The organism is Dyadobacter sp. SRI_021 (assembly GCF_057586235.1).
Genome location: NZ_JBYCZM010000002.1, coordinates 353,952 through 370,526 on the forward strand (window position 1 = coordinate 353,952; position 16,575 = coordinate 370,526).

The following is a 16,575-nucleotide window of genomic DNA, read 5'->3' on the forward strand; positions in this document are numbered from 1 at the left end:
TTTTTTAACTTTTTTTTGTCGCATTGTCCCCCGAAACTGCCCGGCGGGAGTCTTTACGGGTGAAGGTCGGCAAAAGCCGCCCGTAATCCTGACTATCTATGCAAAACCGACGACTGGACGACTTGTTTTTGCGGTATTGTGAGAAAAAAATCACCGACGACGAGCGGGAAGAACTGATGGCCATGCTGCTTTCGGACGATAACCGTGAGCAGATCAACGGGCTAATCGACCAGTTTATCCGGAACGATGGCGCACACCATGCATTATCTGACGAAACCGCGGACGATATTCTGAGTTCGATATTTTCGGCCACCGGGATGCGGGGCACCAAGCAGGAGCTTGGCGTCAACGAGTCGGAGCTTGGCGGAGGCGAGCAGGAACGCGACGCGAATGAGCCCGGTAGCAGCGATGAAATGCGGAGCCGCCCAATGTGGCTATTCAGGCTCGCGGCGGCTTCGGTGGTGCTATTTCTCGTGTACGGAAGCTACCGTTGGTTCAATAAATCCAAACCCGCGCCTCAGGCGGCAGTTATGCATAGCGTTTACGGGGAGGATGCGGCTGCGGGAGGTAACAGGGCGAGCCTTACCCTGGCCGACGGCCGGACTTACGACCTGAATACGATTACCGAGCGAAACCTGCTGGTGCAGCCGGGAACCACCATCGACAAATTGAAAGGGGAAGTGATATATGGTAAAAACAGCGTAAATGACGGGGCTGTGGCCTATAATGTGCTAAAAACGCCGCTTGGAGGGCAGTATAAGATCGTGCTGCCGGATGGCTCCCGGGCCTGGCTCAATGCCGGGTCGAGCCTGAAATATCCTACGGCTTTTAAAGGCAACTGGCGGGAGGTGGAAATGACGGGCGAAGTATATTTTGAAATAGAACCCGACAAGGCGAGGCCGTTCCTCGTGCGTGTCGCAGATAAAGACCGGAGTGGTAAAGATATGGAAATCACTGTCTTAGGTACGCATTTCAATATCAGTTCTTATGGCGACGAGCCTGACATGCAGACTACCTTGCTCGAAGGCTCCGTGCGTGTGAAAAAAGACAAAGTGACCAAAGTACTTACGCCGGGCCAGCAGGCGCGGGTAGCGACGGATGAACCGGTGCGTGATATTGCCGTTAAAACGGTTGATACCGAGAGCGTTGTGGCGTGGAAGGAGGGGCGGTTCGAGTTCAATGGCAACATCCGGGAGATTATGCGGCAGATTTCGCGCTGGTATGATCTGGACGTGAAATACGAGGGAGACGTGGAGCGAAAGTCATTTGCCGGAACGATCTCGCGCAAAAATAACGTGTCGGAAGTGCTGAAAATGCTCGAAATGACTGGCGGCATCCAGTTCCGGATCGACGACAGAAAAATTACCGTGAAAAATACAGATTGAATACCTTCAACTTAAAACTCCCCTGACATGAGCCTCCTGAATTCTTCCTGAGCTGCTTATCGAAAAGGATGATGAGGAAAAAGACCGGATGCGTTGCGACCGCACCCGGACCGACCTGATCAGTCCTGCTATCATTGGACAACGATACATTCACTTTAACCAGGCATACAAAACTATGAAATTTGTATACAAGGGCAAAACTGTCCTAAGGGAAGCGTATATACTTATCCGTTCTAGATGGGAGCTGTACGCCACAAAACGCCGAACCGACTTTGGCAAAGTCCTCCTGACGATGAAATTAACCGTGTTGATATTCCTGATTGGTACGTTGCAGGTGCTGGCCGAAGACACTTTCGCCCAGCAGGTATCAATCAAAAAGAAGGACGCAACTTTACTGGAGGTGCTCAGGACCGTCAGGAAACAAACGGGCTTTCTTTTCATTTGTGACCTTGAAATGCTGGATCAGGCCGAAAAGGTCGATATCAATGTGACGAACGCACCTTTGAAAGAAGTGCTGGACGCCTGCTTTGCCGGGCAGCCATTAACCTATAATATCGTCGACAAGACAATCATCGTGAAGAAAAAGCGTGAGCCGGCGCGGAAACCGAAAGAACAGGCGGGCCTGAAAGAGCCATTTTCCTTTACGTCTGATCCGGTTTTAAAGGAAAGAATGACGGAATTGATGCGAAAGAAGGTCAACCTGCAAACGATCTTCGACATTACCGTCACGGGTAAGGTTTCCGACGAAAAAGGCGAGCCGCTCGCAGGCGTGAACGTGATTCAGAAAGGTACCCAGCGGGGCACTTCCACCAACGAGCAAGGCATGTTTAGCATTGATATTACCGATGCAGATGCGGTACTGACGTTCTCTTTCGTCGGATTTATGTCGCAGGAGGTGATCGTCGGCCGTAGAAGCCAGGTCGATGTGACCCTGAAAATTGACAACAAGGCGTTGGAAGAGGTGGTCGTGGTAGGTTATGGTACGCAAAAACGTTCGGACCTGACAGGCTCTGTATCGTCGGTGAAGTCGGAAGAGATCAAAAACCTGCCGGTACGCAGTGTGAATGAGGCATTGCAGGGCCGCGCGGCTGGTGTGCAGGTGACGCGCCCGGATGGTTCGCCGGGCGGCGGTTCCGATATTGTGATCCGCGGCGTGGGTTCCATCGGCGGTATGGCACCGCTTTACATTGTGGATGGGATCCGGATGTCGGCCGGCAACAACTTCAATTTGCAGGACGTCGAATCCATTGAAATCCTGAAAGATGCGAGTGCGGCTGCTATTTACGGCGCACAGGCGGCGGGTGGTGTGGTGCTCGTCACTACGAAGCGCGGTGTGGCGGGGTCCGATAAAATGAATATTAACTTCAATGCCTATTATGGTGTGCGGAAGCCGGTGAACCTGTATTCCATGCTGAATACGCCGGATTATATCAAGGCCAAGGCCGCTTCCGCTGTGAATACCAGTGGCTGGGGCGACCCTAATACACTGCCGGATAACAACTGGATCGACCAGATTTACCAGAACGGCAGCGACCAGAGCTATTCGCTCTCGCTCTCGGGCGCAACGCCCAAGACCAACTATTACCTTTCGGCCAACTACCAACGCGAAGGCGGTACCATCATCGACAACTGGTTTGAGCGCTACGGTATCCGTTCGAATGCAGATTTCAAGATCAACAACCGGTTGAAAGTGGGAGAGACGCTATACGGCTGGAGCACACGCAACAACCCGGTGCAAACCAGCACATTCCCATTCCGCTCGGCACCTGTGATCCCCGTGTACGATCCGACCAACCCAGTGGGCGGCTGGGCGAAAACCGGTACTTTTTTCACCGGACCCAACCTGGTGGCGAACGAGCTGATCAACCACGCGAAGAACAACCAGTATGCATTGGAAGGAAATGTTTACCTCGATTGGGAAATCATCAAAGGTTTGAACTTCCGTTCGACATTCGGGGCGTCGATTTACGCGGTGAACAATTATAAGTTTACGGAGGCTTACGATTTCGGTACGCTTAAAAACGTGAATGCATTCCTGAGCCGCGACCAGAGCAATACCCGGAACTTTACCGGCAATTTCGTGCTCACGTACGCGAAGGCCTTCGGGCACCACGAGATCAAGGCGATGGCGGGTTACGAGGCTTATCAGTCCAATCTGAGCAACCTGCACGGTGAAGCACAAGGTTTTCAGGTGATTACCTATAACCTGGGTATGACCACCAACCCGAGTACTTACAAAACGAGTGGCGGCGAGTTCCCGCAAACACGGCTGCTTTCGCAGTTCGGGCGGATCAATTATACATTTGCCGACAAATACCTTTTCACCGCCAACGTACGCCGCGATGGTTCCGACCGTTTCGGTCCGGCTAACAAATGGGGCGTGTTCCCGTCCTTCTCGGTAGGCTGGAAAGTGAGTGAAGAAGCTTTCGTGCGGGATAATTTTTCGCAGGTTTCGAACCTGAAAGTCCGTGCGAGCTATGGCAAACTGGGCAGTACGAGCAGCATTCAGCAATATACCTATCAGGCATCGTTCGGGGGTAGCGGCGGGACCAATATCCTCGGTTTGCCGAATGGCGACCGCTCGAAAGGTTATGCTTTAACGGCCCAGTTGCCTAACCAGAATATCAAATGGGAGCAGGTGAACCAGACCGACATCGGTATCGACCTCGGCTTGTTCAAGAATGCATTGAATATCACTGCCGACTGGTACAGCCGCCAGACCCAGGACATGATTTACCAGGTGCCGGTACCGGTTTCGGCGGGTTTCTATGGATCGAGTGTGTACACCAATATCGGCCAGATGAGCAACAAAGGGCTTGAACTGGCGGTGGATTACCGGGGCAAGGTGAGAGATTTTACCTATTCCGTGAGCGCGAATGCGGCATTTAACAAAAACCTGGTGAAACAGCTGAGCGGTACCAACAACAATCCGATCAACGACGGTGCGGCCGGCGATTACCTCGAAAGTACCGTTACACGCACGCAGGCAGGCAAGCCGCTGAGCCAGTTTTACGGTTACATCGTGGAAGGCCTGTTCCAGACCGATTCGGAAGTAGCCGCATTGAATCAGAGCGCACAGGAAGCAGCTGCCGCGGCGGGTAAGCCCACTACCGGCGTGTTCTTCCAGAATGCAGGTACCGGCGCGGGCGATCTCAAATTCCGCGACGTGAATGGCGACGGCCGCATTACCATCGACGATAAAACCTATATCGGTAACCCGTGGCCGAAGATCACTTACGGCTTCTCGCTGAACCTCGGCTGGAAAGGCATCGACTTGCAGGCCATGTTCCAGGGAGTTCAGGGGGTAGATGTTTTCAATGGAAACAAGTATTACACCCAATTCTTTGTCGGTGATTACAATACGACCAACGACATTTTCAAAACCTCGTTTTTCAATGGCAACGGCCTCACCGACCAGCCCCGCGTGGGCACAAAGGACGTTTCGGGCAATTACGTCCGCGACCCGAACTCGAACTACACCCGTATTTCCTCGTTCGTGGTGGAAAACGGCTCGTTCCTGAAATTGCGTAACCTGCAAGTAGGCTATACATTGCCTTCTGCATTGGTGAAGCAATGGAAAATGAGTGGCCTGCGGGTCTATTTCCAGGCACAGAACCTGCTCACGTTTACCGGCTACTCGGGCCTCGACCCGGAAGTGCTCGGCCGCAACGGTACCACCGCCCGCGGGCTCGACACGATTTACTCGTATCCGCGTACGAGGCTGGTTTCCATGGGTATCGATCTGAATTTCTAACAGAATTTAAACAGCTGGCAAGGCTATGAAAATACTACACCAATTTCTCCTGTTTTTCGTGCTTACGGGCCTGCTTTCGTGCAGCGACGACTTCGTTAATGTCGAAAACCCGGGCGCATTGTCACCTTCGAAATATCCCAATTCGGTGACCGATCTGGAACAGTTGCTGACGGGCGTATACGCCACCCAGCACGCCACCGGTCTTTATGGGCACACCATGCTGGGCAAAAACCTCTGGCTATGGGACCACACCCTCGACCTGAGCTGGCAGGGTACCCCGACGTGGATCCAGATGGGCCAGAATAATTCGCAGCCCAACGACAGCTTCCTGTACGATACCTGGCGCGAGCTCTGGCGCGGCGTCCAGCGGAGCAACACATTGCTCACTTCCATTGAAACCTATCGCCAGAAGGCCCCTAACGACGCTGCCGCCATTGACCTGATCAAAGGGCAGGCATTGTTCCTGCGTGCCTGGTACTATTTTCACCTGGTGTCGTTCTGGGGAGAGGGCTTCAATGCGGCTACCGACGGTGGGAAAATGGGTGTTCCCATCATTACCGAGGTAGCGTCGGGCCTCGAAGCGACCCAGGTGCCGCGCAAAACCGTGAAGGAAGGCTGGGATTTCATTATCAACGATCTCAAAGCGGCGGAAGCCCTGCTGAAAAGTACCAGCTGGACTGGCGCTACTGATAAACACAAGGTGTCGGGCTGGGCTGTGAAAGGCTTTTTGGGCAAAGTATACGCCTACCAGGCCGACTGGGCCAATGCCAAAACCTACCTCGGCGATGTGGTGACCAACAGCGGCAAATCACTTGTGACGTTCGACGTGTACAAGGATATGTTCAATGGAAAAAATGAATTTACGTCCGAATCCCTTTTTGAGCTGAACCTGAATGTGGACATGACCGCCCGCGGTGGCGACGACCAGTCGATGGGTTCGAGTATCGGGATGGTGATCGCGCCTACATACGTGAGCGACAATGGCGGGCAGGCTGCTTCGGCGTGGTCGAACGTGTTCCCGCATGCCAAAAACATCGCCCGTTTCGGATTTAATGAGGGGCATTATTTCAAACCCGGCACCACGAGCGCGAATATCGCCAATGTGGATCCCGCCTACATTACCCGTTCGCTCGAAGCGAAGAAAAAGCAGACCGTGGACCCGCGCCTTTGGGTGGCTTGTTACCAGCCTTATGTCGATTCGATGGTCGTGAACGGTAAAAAGCGCCCTATTTCGCATTACCTCGACATTACCGAACTGGATATGGAGGCATGGAGCTTCCGTAAATTCACGAACCCGAGTGGTACAGAAGCGGAGATCAACATGTCGAATGGCGCCAACTTCCCGTGGCTCCGGCTGGCCGATGTGTACCTGCTGTATGCGGAGACGCTTTCACATTCAGGAGATAATGCAGGCGCATTGGAATACATCAATAAGGTCAAAAGGAGGGCATACGGCCTGCCGGTGAATACGCCTTCGGCTGTGGACTACAAAAGTCTCACCGACCAGACGAAAGCGACGGATGCCGTCCTGAAAAACGACCCGCTCAAATACGAACGCTGGGCCGAGCTATTCGCGGAAGGCCACTGGTGGCTCGACGTCCGCCGCTGGCAGATCGGCGACAAGGAAGCGGCCTACTACCAGCGCATTCGCGGTGGCGCCATCCAGTGGGATCCCACGGATTACGCCCAGCCGATCCCGATCAATGAAATCACTGCAAACGTGAACATGCGGCAAAACCCGGGGTATTGATGCTATTTTGATTAACAATCTACAAGTTTACGGTGCGCTGCACCTCTGCGAGACCGGTGCAGCGCACCGCAATATTTGTAGATTCAATGTTCATCGTCGCTCTGTACCAGACACGCAAAGGTGCAGCGCACCGCAACATTTGTAGATTGAATGTTCCATCGTCGCGCTACGCAAACACGCAAAGGTTCAGCGCACCGCAACATTTGTAGATTTAATGTTCCATCGTCGCGCTATGCAAACACGCAAAGGTGCAGCGCACCGCAACATTTGTGGATTTAATGTTCCATCGTCGCGCTACGCAAACAGGCAAAGGTGCAGCGCACCGCAATATTTGTAGATTCAATGTTCATCGTCACTCTGTACCAGATACGCAAAGGTGCAGAGCACCGCAATATTTGTAGATTCAATATTCCATTTCATGCATTCGAACCAACATAAAAGCGTCAGTCCGACGGGGCGATTTTTGCGGATGTTGCCGATTTTGGCAACGTTAACAGCATTGGCCGCATTCGTTAGCCTGCAACCCGACGACCGAAATGCCGACTGGATCGCCTACGGCGGCAACAAGGCCGGGAACCGCTATTCGCCATTGACACAGATTAACCTCGGAAACGTAAACCAGCTCAAAGTGGCCTGGGAATACGATGCCGCCAAACTCGCGCCTGGTAGTACGCCTCCTCGTCGCGCCATGGAAATCCAATGCCAGCCCATCATCGTGCGCGGCATCTTGTACGGCACCACGCCGCAGCTGAGCCTGTTTGCATTGAAGGCCGACACCGGCGAGGAACTCTGGCGTTTCGACCCGTTTACAGGAGGCACCCCACGTTTCCACGTTAGCAGGGGTGTTATGTTTTGGGAAGACGGTGCGGATAAAAGAATCCTTTACACAGCTGGGAACCATCTTTGTGCCGTCGATGCCGCCACTGGAAAACTCGTGCAGAGCTTCGGCGATGGTGGAAAAGTCGACCTGAGCCAGGGCGTTACCGGCCGGCCGGGACGTGAAAACGATAAATTATCGGTGGATGCGACGTCGCCGGGCGTGATTTACAAGGATATATTGGTGATAGGCTCGCGTGTGTCCGAATACGGAGACGCCGCGCCCGGGCACATACGCGCATTCGACGTGCGCACGGGAAAGCTCAAATGGACCTTCCACACTGTACCCGAACCGGGAGAGCCCGGCCATGACACCTGGCCCAAAGATGCCTGGAAACGTATAGGCGGCGCCAACAATTGGGCCGGCATGGTGCTTGACGAGAAACGAGGCGCCGTGTACTTTGGTACCGGCTCGCCTTCGGTCGATTTTTATGGTGCCGATCGTGAAGGGAAGAACTTGTATGCGAACTGCGTGATCTCGCTGAATGCAGAAACCGGGAAAATGAACTGGTACTACCAGACCGTCCATCATGACCTTTGGGACCGGGATATTTCGTGCCAGCCCAATCTTTTGACCGTCAAACACAAAAGTCCGGACGGCAAACTCCGGAAGATCGACGCCGTGGCACAGGCGACCAAAGACGGTCTGCTTTTCCTGCTCGACCGCGACACCGGCAAGCCGCTGTTTCCGGTGGAGGAACGTTCCGCGTTGGCGGATTACCATCTTCCCGGCGAGCATCCATGGCCCACACAGCCGTTCCCGACCAAACCGGCACCGTTTTCCCGGCAGAATTTTACAGAAAGCGAAATCACCGACCGTACGCCGGAAGCCCACGCATTTGTCAAGGAAAAATTCAACAGCACCCGCTCCGGCAACAAGTATATGCCGCCCAGTAGGGAGGGAAGCCTGTACCTGGGCATCGGCGGCGGGGCTGAATGGGGCGGTAATGCGGCCGATCCCGAGGGTATTTTGTACCAAAACGCTAACGAAATGGTATGGGACCTGAAAATGATGGATTACAATGGACGGGGTGGCAATGCGGCCCGGCAAGCTGCGGCATCGCACGGTCAGGCGGTGTACATGCGGAATTGCGCCGCCTGCCACCGTGCCGACCGCCAGGGCAGCGGGCAGGAGTATCCGAGCCTCGTGCAGGTTGGCAACAGAATGTCGAAAGAGGAAATTGGCAATATTATCAAAAGCGGACGCGGCCGAATGCCTTCATTCCAGCATATATCCGAGAAGGAACGGCAGGAGCTGGTCGCATTCCTGACCAATCCGGAACAAACGGCACCCGTATCCGAAAACCACAGCGCGAGTGAAGCGCCTGAGGAGGCCAAAACGGCATTCCCCTACATCCCGCCTTACATTAATAATGGCTGGACGCGCTTCTTCGATCCGGACGGTTACCCTGCCATCAAACCACCCTGGGGCACGCTCAACGCCATTGACCTGAATACCGGCGAATATCTCTGGCGAGTACCGCTGGGTGAGTTCCCTGAGCTCACCAAAAAGGGCGTTCCTATTACCGGCACCGAAAACTACGGCGGGCCGATCGTGACGGCGGGAGGGCTGGTGTTCATTGCAGGCACCAAAGACGAGAAGATCCGCGCATTCGATCGTAAAACCGGCAAAACCGTTTGGGAATACCAACTACCCGCAGGCGGCTTTGCGACCCCCGCCACCTACATGGTGAACGGCAGGCAATATGTAGTGATCGCCGCCGGCGGAGCCAAAAACGGCCACAAGCCCGGCGGCAAATACATCGCATTTGCATTGCCATGAGCCGCCGATTTCCTGTAATACAGACAATTTCCAACTCACCGACTACCCCTGACTATTCCTGACCCACTGACTATTCCTAACCCCTTAACCAAGTGAATCACAGTTCAATCATTCCTAATCCCAACCTTTATGCACAACCATATCTCTGAGACTCAACAGAACCGTCGCGACGCTTTAAAAATGCTGGGAGCCGGGTCGGCAGCCGGACTGCTCGGACTGCTCGGTTCGGCCGACCGCGCTCATGCGCATTACACGCAATCCGCCTACGCGAAAGGCATGGCGCCGGTGAAAATCAAGAGTGTGAAAGCGATTGTGACAGCCCCCCAGGGCTCCAACCTTATCGTCGTGAAAGTCGAAACAACCGAACCCGGCCTATATGGGCTGGGCTGCGCAACATTCACCCAGCGCGCCTTTGCGGTAGTAACGGCGATCGACACCTACCTCAATGAATTCTGTGTCGGGAAGGACGTCGACAATATCGAGGACATGTGGCATTCGACCTACGTGAGTTCCTACTGGCGCAACGGCCCGGTGCTGAACAATGCTTTGAGCGGGCTGGACGAGGCTCTCTGGGATATTAAAGGCAAGCGCGCCGGCATGCCGGTGTACCAGCTGCTGGGTGGTAAGGTGCGGTTCGCGATCCCTTGCTACACGCACGCCAATGGCAACACACCCGAAGCGGTTGCCGATGATGTCCAGCGTATTATGGATCGTGGTTTCAAGTATATCCGCATCCAGCAGGGCGGTTATGGTGCCGTGGGCGCAACCGAACAAAAGCCGGATTTCAGAGCGGCGGGTTTTGGCGGCGCTACGGATAATTTCATGAATGAAAGGGCCTATTTGAAATCGGTGCCGAAGCTTTTTGAAGCGGTGCGCAAGCACTGCGGCGAGGATATAGAGCTCCTGCACGACATCCACGAGCGTGTGCAGCCGATGGATGCCATTAATATGATCAAGGCATTGGAAGCGTACCGGCCATTCTTTATCGAAGACCCGTTCTCGCCCGAAAACATGGGCTGGTTTCGTCAGTTGCGGCAAAGTACCACGGTACCGATAGCCATGGGTGAGCTATTCAACAACGTAAACGAGTTCCGCGATCCCATGGCCAATCAATGGTTCGATTATATCCGTTGCCATGTGTCGCAGATCGGCGGCATTACGCCGGCTATGAAAGTAGCACGGCTGGGGGAGTGGTTCAATGTTAAAACGGCGTGGCACGGTCCGGGCGACGTTTCGCCTGTGGGACACGCGGCGCACGCACATATCGATCTCGCCGTCTGGAACTTCGGCATTCAGGAGGCTGTAAGCTTCAACGAAAAGATGCAGGCAGTGTTCAAGGGCTGCCCGACGATGAAGGACGGATACATGTCGGTGAACGAGGCGCCGGGACTGGGCGTGGATATCGACGAAAAAGAAGCCGCTAAGTATCCGATTACCAGTAAATCCAACTGGCAGGTTCGTAAATTTGACGGTACGAGCATCCGGCCGTAACAGTTGTTGGTCGCAAATGCCGTCAGGCATGTAATACTGGTAGTATCCGGTTGATATTGGGAATTCCAATGCCGTAGGCATGTAACAGCGAATGAAACGCGAGTCTCTATTTAAATTGATCATGTTGTTAATGCCCTTTCTGGTACTGCTGGTGCTGGAAGGGGCATTACGGTTGTTTGGCTACGGGCACGATCTGGCGGTTTTTACGGAAGATCAGGCCCGGAAAGGCTACCTGGTACTCAATCCGCACGCTTCGAAACGCTATTTTGCCAACCAGCAAAACGCCACCTACGGCAACACCGAGCCTTTCACTGCGAAAAAAGCGCCGGGCGTATTTCGCATTTTCGTATTGGGCGAATCGACCACCATTGGTTATCCCTACATGAACAACGGCTCGTTCCACCGCTGGCTGCAATACAGGCTTTTACATACTTATCCCGAACGTGATTTCGAGGTCATTAACCTCTCGTTGACCGCTGTAAATTCGTACACCGTCCTTGACTTCGGCAAAGCCGTGCTCGAATATGAACCGGACGCTGTGCTCGTTTACACGGGCCATAACGAATATTACGGAGCCATGGGCGTAGCTGCCACCAAAGGTATCGGGCAAAACCGCACGCTGGCACGCCTGCTGATGAACCTGCGCGGTTTGAGGCTTACGCAACTCCTGGCTTCCTTAACCGACGGGGCTATTGCATTGGTTTCCGGCAAGGAACTCGATTTGCGGGAAAACCTGATGAAACGAATGGCTGCCGACCAGCAGATTGCATTGGGTTCGGAGGATTATCAGGCCGGGCTCGACCAGTTTAGGGGCAACATGAATGAGCTGGCGGACGCATTCAGCGCGAGGGGCATACCGTTGCTGATCAGTAATCTGGTTAGCAATGAAAAAGATCTGAAACCGTTTATCAGCATTCCCGACAAGCAGGGAAATTCGGCCGATGCTCATTATCAGTCGGGCAGTGATTTATATAAACAAGGAAGGCATGCAAGTGCTAAAAAGGAGTTTATCATAGCGAAAGAGCTTGACGCATTGCGTTTCCGGGCGCCGGAGGCATTGAATACCATCATCAAAGACATCGCACACACACACAAGGGCGTGACGCTCGTACACACGCGAGGCCTGTTTGAAAAGCACTCTGCGGCGGGGATCCTGGGCAAGGAAACTTTGCTGGAACATGTACATCCCAATTTGCAGGGATATGCGCTGCTTTCGGAAGCATTTTATCAAGCGCTTCGCCAAACGGGACTATTGCCCGCATCATCCGCAGAAATGCCCTTCGAGGTATTGAAAAAACAAATGCCGATTACGCCCGTGGATTCTCTGAAAGGGGAATACGAAATGATGATTCTAAAAGAAGGCTGGCCATTCAATATCCCGATGCCTGCGGAAGAAAAGCGGGAAAAAACGGAAGAAGAAAAGCTGGCGGGGGCATTGGTGGTCAAACAAATATCCTGGCGCGATGCCATGGCCCGGCTGCAAGGGCACTATGCGGCCGACAAAGATACCGCCGGGATGCTTCGTGTGGCGGAAGCGCTGGTGCTCGACGATCCGTTGAATCCGGTGTATTTCGATAATGCGGGGAAGCTCAGTATCGCAATGGGACTGCATCGCCAGGCCGTTAATTATCTTTCAAAAGCATTCAGGATGGAGAACAGCTTCGAACGCGCGCGGATGCTTTTTGTCATACTTCTGAGAATGGACCGACCGGAGGAGGCATTGCCTTATGTGCGTTATGCGGCAGCCAATAATACTTCGCGGTTTAATCTGAATGAGCTGCTTTCGTTTGTGCAGCAGCAGGTTGAAGCAAAAAAGCGGCGCTAGCCGCTGGTGCAAAGCTCCTGCTTTGCACACACCATTCGCAGGCCTCCGGCCGGTCAATACTGCAATCATATTGCAATACGGACCGGCCGGAGGCCTGCGAATAGCGGGCGTGAAGCGGGAGCTTCACGCCATCATTTACGAAGGGTGCTGAAGAACGAAATTTCCCCGTCGGTTTTGACCATCAGTACATCGGCTTCTTTGCCCTTGGAAACGGTCACAAAATAGTGGTCGGCGTCGTCGAACTGGGTGCCGTAGAGGAGCATGTTAGTGTCGTTGTTTTCGTTGTCTTTGTACTCTACCACTGCACCGATTGCGTAGCCTTTAAATTGTTTCTGGATCTCTTTTTGTGCTTTGGCAGGGACGTCGGAGAATTTTTTGTCGGTGGTGGTACCCACCAGCATAAAATGGTTGTCATAGTAAGCGGTTTGTTGCTGACCGTCTTTCGTGAAAGTAACTTCATCAAATTGCGGGCCTCTTACCCATTTGGCGTCGGGTACCTGGCCGAAATCTGCGTAAAAGCTGTCTTTTGAGCGGGAACTTACTTCCTGGCGTGCTTCGGCGTGTTTTTCTGCACGATGTTCTTTTCGGATGTCTTTGGCAAGGGTTTGTGCCTGGGCTCCTGTGATCGCCAGTGCGGCGATGATAGCGGATGTGATGAAAGTTTTCATTGTGATGCTATGTTTTTTGGTGACTGATCGTTTGAATGATCCAAAACTACCTGGTGCGGGTTACCCGGGAAATAGTGTGTGGCTAGAAGGGCAGAAACTGTCGGTGAAAGGGGCAAAAGTGTCTTTATGATTTCTTTTCGCTACATTGGTTTTCGCATTCTCCCCATCAAACCGGATCGTGAATTATGAATTGCCTGGTGATCGACGACAACATCATTGCCCGCACCACATTGAAGCAGCTTGTGAAGCACGACAAAGAGCTGATGCTCATCGGAGAATGCGACAATGCTATGGATGCCTATCGCAGGATCATGGACGAACAGGTGGACCTTTTGCTGCTCGACATTGAAATGGAAGGGATGACGGGTATCGAACTGGTGAAGAGCCTGGGTAGCAAAAATCCCGTGATCATATTTACGACCTCTAAAAAAGAGTATGCCGCCGAGGCATTCGAGCTCAATGTGGCCGATTATATCACCAAACCGGTAACGCCTGCCCGCTTCTTGCAGGCCATTGAAAAAGCCAAGGAGATTTTCAGGAGCAAAAAACAGGAGATGAAGATAGAGGACGACAGTTTCCTGTTCATCAGGGATTCGAACATCGTCCGTCGCCTGAAAATCGCCGATATATTGTACGCGGAGGCCATGGGAGATTATGTCAAACTATACACCCTCGAAAAATTTTACTCCGTGCATACCTCTTTGAAAGAGGTCGAAGCGAAACTTCCCGACTCGAAATTCCTGCGCGTACATCGGTCGTTCATCATCCAGGTAGGCAAAATCGACACGATCGAAGGCGGCACGCTTATTATCAACAAGAAAATGGTGCCCGTAGCCGACACCTACCGCGCGGCACTGAACCGCAGGTTGAATGTTTTGTGATTTTTGAAAAGCTGAGCCCATGAGAGTCCGCACGCTCGTCTTATACATTACCATAGGTTTCGTGGCTGCTGTGCTGGCATTGGTGGCGGTGCAGTATATGACGCGGCGTAATCTGGAAGAGCTGATCAGCGCAAATGAGAGCCTGCTCGATGAGTACCGGATGAGCAGCGGGCTGTCGCATCAGGCGGATAGCACCAGTCGTGCTGCGTTGGCGGCGAAGATCAACGTGGTCGACCAGAGCGGGCAGCGGGTCTTGCGCTGGAATTTGTACCTGACGATCGGCGTGCTGGCGTTGCTTACGGCGGTTTTTGCCATCATTATCGGCCGTATGAAGAAGCAGGCGGAGCTGATCCGCCAGCTCAATACCAGTGAAAGGAAGCTGAAAGAGGCCGTGCTCGTGAAAGAGAACTTCCTGGCCAATATGAGCCATGAGATCAGGACGCCGCTGAATGCGATTTTGGGATACACCAATCTTCTCCAGAAGAAAAAACTCGACGCCGATACGCGCTTGCATATCACTACCGTGCAGCAATCCGGCGAAACGTTGCTGGCCATCGTGAACGACATTCTCGACTTGTCCAAAATAGAGTCGGGGATGATGCGGATCGAACACGTGCCGTTTGATCCCGGGGCATTGGTGCATTCGGTGGGGACGATGTTCCACCACCGCTCGGCCGAAAAGCACGTGCCGCTCATTGTGTCGTTCGATCCGGCTATCCCGGAAACGATCACGGGCGATCCGACCCGGCTGACGCAGATTCTGGTCAACCTGGTAAGCAACGCATTTAAATTCACGGAAACAGGTGAAATAAACCTCCGCGTTACCATGAACGGCGGCAATGACGACCATGTGAATCTCATGTTCGAGGTGACGGATACCGGAATCGGCATTGAAGAAGCACGGCTCGAAACGATTTTCGAACGGTTCCGGCAAGCGGAAGATTCCACTACGCGGCAGTTCGGGGGCACCGGCCTGGGTTTGTCTATCGTGCGTGACCTCGTGTATTTGCAGGACGGGGAAATAGCGCTGTCGAGCAAGCCGGGCGTAGGTACATCGGTAAAGGTGACCATTCCGTACAGGGTAGCCGCAGAGCGCGAAATACCCTTCGCGGGCGCTCCTGTGGAAGCCATACACCCGCAGCGCCCGGGCCTGCGGGTGCTGATCACCGAAGACCATATCATTAACCAGGGACTTATGATGCGCCTCATGGAGGAACGGGGGATCGCAGGGCGTGTCGCTGCCAATGGCCTGGAGGCGATCGAAATGCTTCGTAGCGAGCCTTTCGACCTTGTTTTTATGGATATTCAAATGCCTGGCATGGATGGGTACGCGGCTACGCGCGCCATACGCGAGGAATTGAAACTGACTATCCCGGTAATCGCTATGACCGCCCATGCGATGGAAGGGGAAAAAGAAAAATGCATCCGCCTCGGGATGGACGACCACATCGCCAAACCGGTCAGAGAGAGTGAACTGGATAGGGTGTTAGCCGCTTACACGCTACCCCTTTCGGGAAAAGGCATACCCGCTAATGCATTCAAAGTGATCGATCTTGACTATATGCGGGAGATCAGCAATGGGGATGCTACCTACGAAAAGCTGGTAACCGAACAGTTCCTGCATCTGATGCCGCGGGAACTGGAAGCGTTATCAGCGGCAGCAGCAAAGCGCGACCGCGGCGAAATCCGGCGCATTGCCCACGGAATCAAAACAACCATTTCAATTATGGGCCTGAATGCACTGCTCGACGAGCCGCTTGATCTTCTGGAAAACGGGCCCGCCGGGAAGGAGGATATCGCCGGGCCGGTGGAGCAAATACTGAGCATTTGCAAAGAGGCATTGGAAGAGGCGGGCATCTTTTACCGGCAGTTTCAGAGAGATTGAGAGGTCATCGGCATCCCGGACGTTGGATATCCCAATCTGCTACCAATGTTACATCGCTATGCGATTTAATCCTTGAAAGACTTCCAAAGAATGCCGTAAGCATGTGATATGGGTAGCAGAATGAAAAGAGCGATTTTGGCCAGATGCCGTCAGGCATGTGACAACAGCCGAATAGCAGACGAACAATGCCTCGGCAAACGAACTCCAACATTTCAGATCCCCGATGGTAGAACCACCGGGGATCTGCGTTTTAATGCATATCAATTCCTGAACTCCT

At 53.4% G+C, this 16,575-nt stretch carries 9 protein-coding genes; 8 read left to right on the top strand and 1 reads right to left on the bottom strand.

The window, feature by feature from the left end:
• The first annotated feature begins 98 nt into the window (after positions 1-98).
• The 6 genes from AC2YIT_RS06725 to AC2YIT_RS06750 all read left to right on the top strand — a co-directional run bounded on the left by AC2YIT_RS06725 (position 99) and on the right by AC2YIT_RS06750 (position 12,864).
• On the top strand, positions 99-1,385 hold the full coding sequence (locus AC2YIT_RS06725) for a FecR family protein (protein ID WP_487278690.1): 1,287 nt from the start codon (positions 99-101) through the stop codon (positions 1,383-1,385).
• 175 nt (positions 1,386-1,560) lie between these two features.
• Positions 1,561-5,139 (top strand): TonB-dependent receptor, encoded by a 3,579-nt coding sequence (locus AC2YIT_RS06730; protein WP_487278691.1) that lies wholly within the window; start codon positions 1,561-1,563, stop codon positions 5,137-5,139.
• 25 nt (positions 5,140-5,164) lie between these two features.
• A complete protein-coding gene (locus AC2YIT_RS06735) occupies positions 5,165-6,889 on the top strand; it encodes a RagB/SusD family nutrient uptake outer membrane protein (RefSeq protein WP_430847674.1) in 1,725 nt (574 codons plus the stop codon).
• Positions 6,890-7,307: 418 nt separating this feature from the next.
• On the top strand, positions 7,308-9,548 hold the full coding sequence (locus AC2YIT_RS06740) for a pyrroloquinoline quinone-dependent dehydrogenase (RefSeq protein WP_487278692.1): 2,241 nt from the start codon (positions 7,308-7,310) through the stop codon (positions 9,546-9,548).
• A 129-nt stretch (positions 9,549-9,677) separates the two neighbouring features.
• Positions 9,678-11,039 carry an enolase C-terminal domain-like protein gene (locus AC2YIT_RS06745; RefSeq protein ID WP_430847678.1) on the top strand — a complete coding sequence of 454 codons (1,362 nt, stop codon included), beginning with the start codon at positions 9,678-9,680 and terminating at the stop codon, positions 11,037-11,039.
• Positions 11,040-11,169: 130 nt separating this feature from the next.
• On the top strand, positions 11,170-12,864 hold the full coding sequence (locus tag AC2YIT_RS06750) for an SGNH/GDSL hydrolase family protein (protein WP_487278693.1): 1,695 nt from the start codon (positions 11,170-11,172) through the stop codon (positions 12,862-12,864).
• A 131-nt stretch (positions 12,865-12,995) separates the two neighbouring features.
• Here AC2YIT_RS06750 and AC2YIT_RS06755 read toward each other — a convergent pair whose 3' ends face one another.
• On the bottom strand, positions 12,996-13,532 hold the full coding sequence (locus tag AC2YIT_RS06755; RefSeq protein WP_487278694.1) for a hypothetical protein: 537 nt from the start codon (positions 13,530-13,532) through the stop codon (positions 12,996-12,998).
• A 185-nt stretch (positions 13,533-13,717) separates the two neighbouring features.
• Between AC2YIT_RS06755 and AC2YIT_RS06760 the strand changes: the two genes are divergently transcribed.
• Positions 13,718-14,413 carry a LytR/AlgR family response regulator transcription factor gene (locus tag AC2YIT_RS06760; RefSeq protein WP_430847684.1) on the top strand — a complete coding sequence of 232 codons (696 nt, stop codon included), beginning with the start codon at positions 13,718-13,720 and terminating at the stop codon, positions 14,411-14,413.
• Between the two features lie 19 nt (positions 14,414-14,432).
• Positions 14,433-16,298 carry an ATP-binding protein gene (locus AC2YIT_RS06765; RefSeq protein WP_487278695.1) on the top strand — a complete coding sequence of 622 codons (1,866 nt, stop codon included), beginning with the start codon at positions 14,433-14,435 and terminating at the stop codon, positions 16,296-16,298.
• Positions 16,299-16,575: the final 277 nt, after the last annotated feature.

Bases quoted from the DNA above. Each gene is read 5' to 3' on its own strand.
- AC2YIT_RS06725 (WP_487278690.1), top strand. From the start codon at position 99: ATGCAAAACCGACGACTGGACGACTTGTTTTTGCGGTATTGTGAGAAA.
- AC2YIT_RS06730 (WP_487278691.1), top strand. From the start codon at position 1,561: ATGAAATTTGTATACAAGGGCAAAACTGTCCTAAGGGAAGCGTATATA.
- AC2YIT_RS06735 (WP_430847674.1), top strand. From the start codon at position 5,165: ATGAAAATACTACACCAATTTCTCCTGTTTTTCGTGCTTACGGGCCTG.
- AC2YIT_RS06740 (WP_487278692.1), top strand. From the start codon at position 7,308: ATGCATTCGAACCAACATAAAAGCGTCAGTCCGACGGGGCGATTTTTG.
- AC2YIT_RS06745 (WP_430847678.1), top strand. From the start codon at position 9,678: ATGCACAACCATATCTCTGAGACTCAACAGAACCGTCGCGACGCTTTA.
- AC2YIT_RS06750 (WP_487278693.1), top strand. From the start codon at position 11,170: ATGCCCTTTCTGGTACTGCTGGTGCTGGAAGGGGCATTACGGTTGTTT.
- AC2YIT_RS06755 (WP_487278694.1), bottom strand. From the start codon at position 13,532: ATGAAAACTTTCATCACATCCGCTATCATCGCCGCACTGGCGATCACA.
- AC2YIT_RS06760 (WP_430847684.1), top strand. From the start codon at position 13,718: ATGAATTGCCTGGTGATCGACGACAACATCATTGCCCGCACCACATTG.
- AC2YIT_RS06765 (WP_487278695.1), top strand. From the start codon at position 14,433: ATGAGAGTCCGCACGCTCGTCTTATACATTACCATAGGTTTCGTGGCT.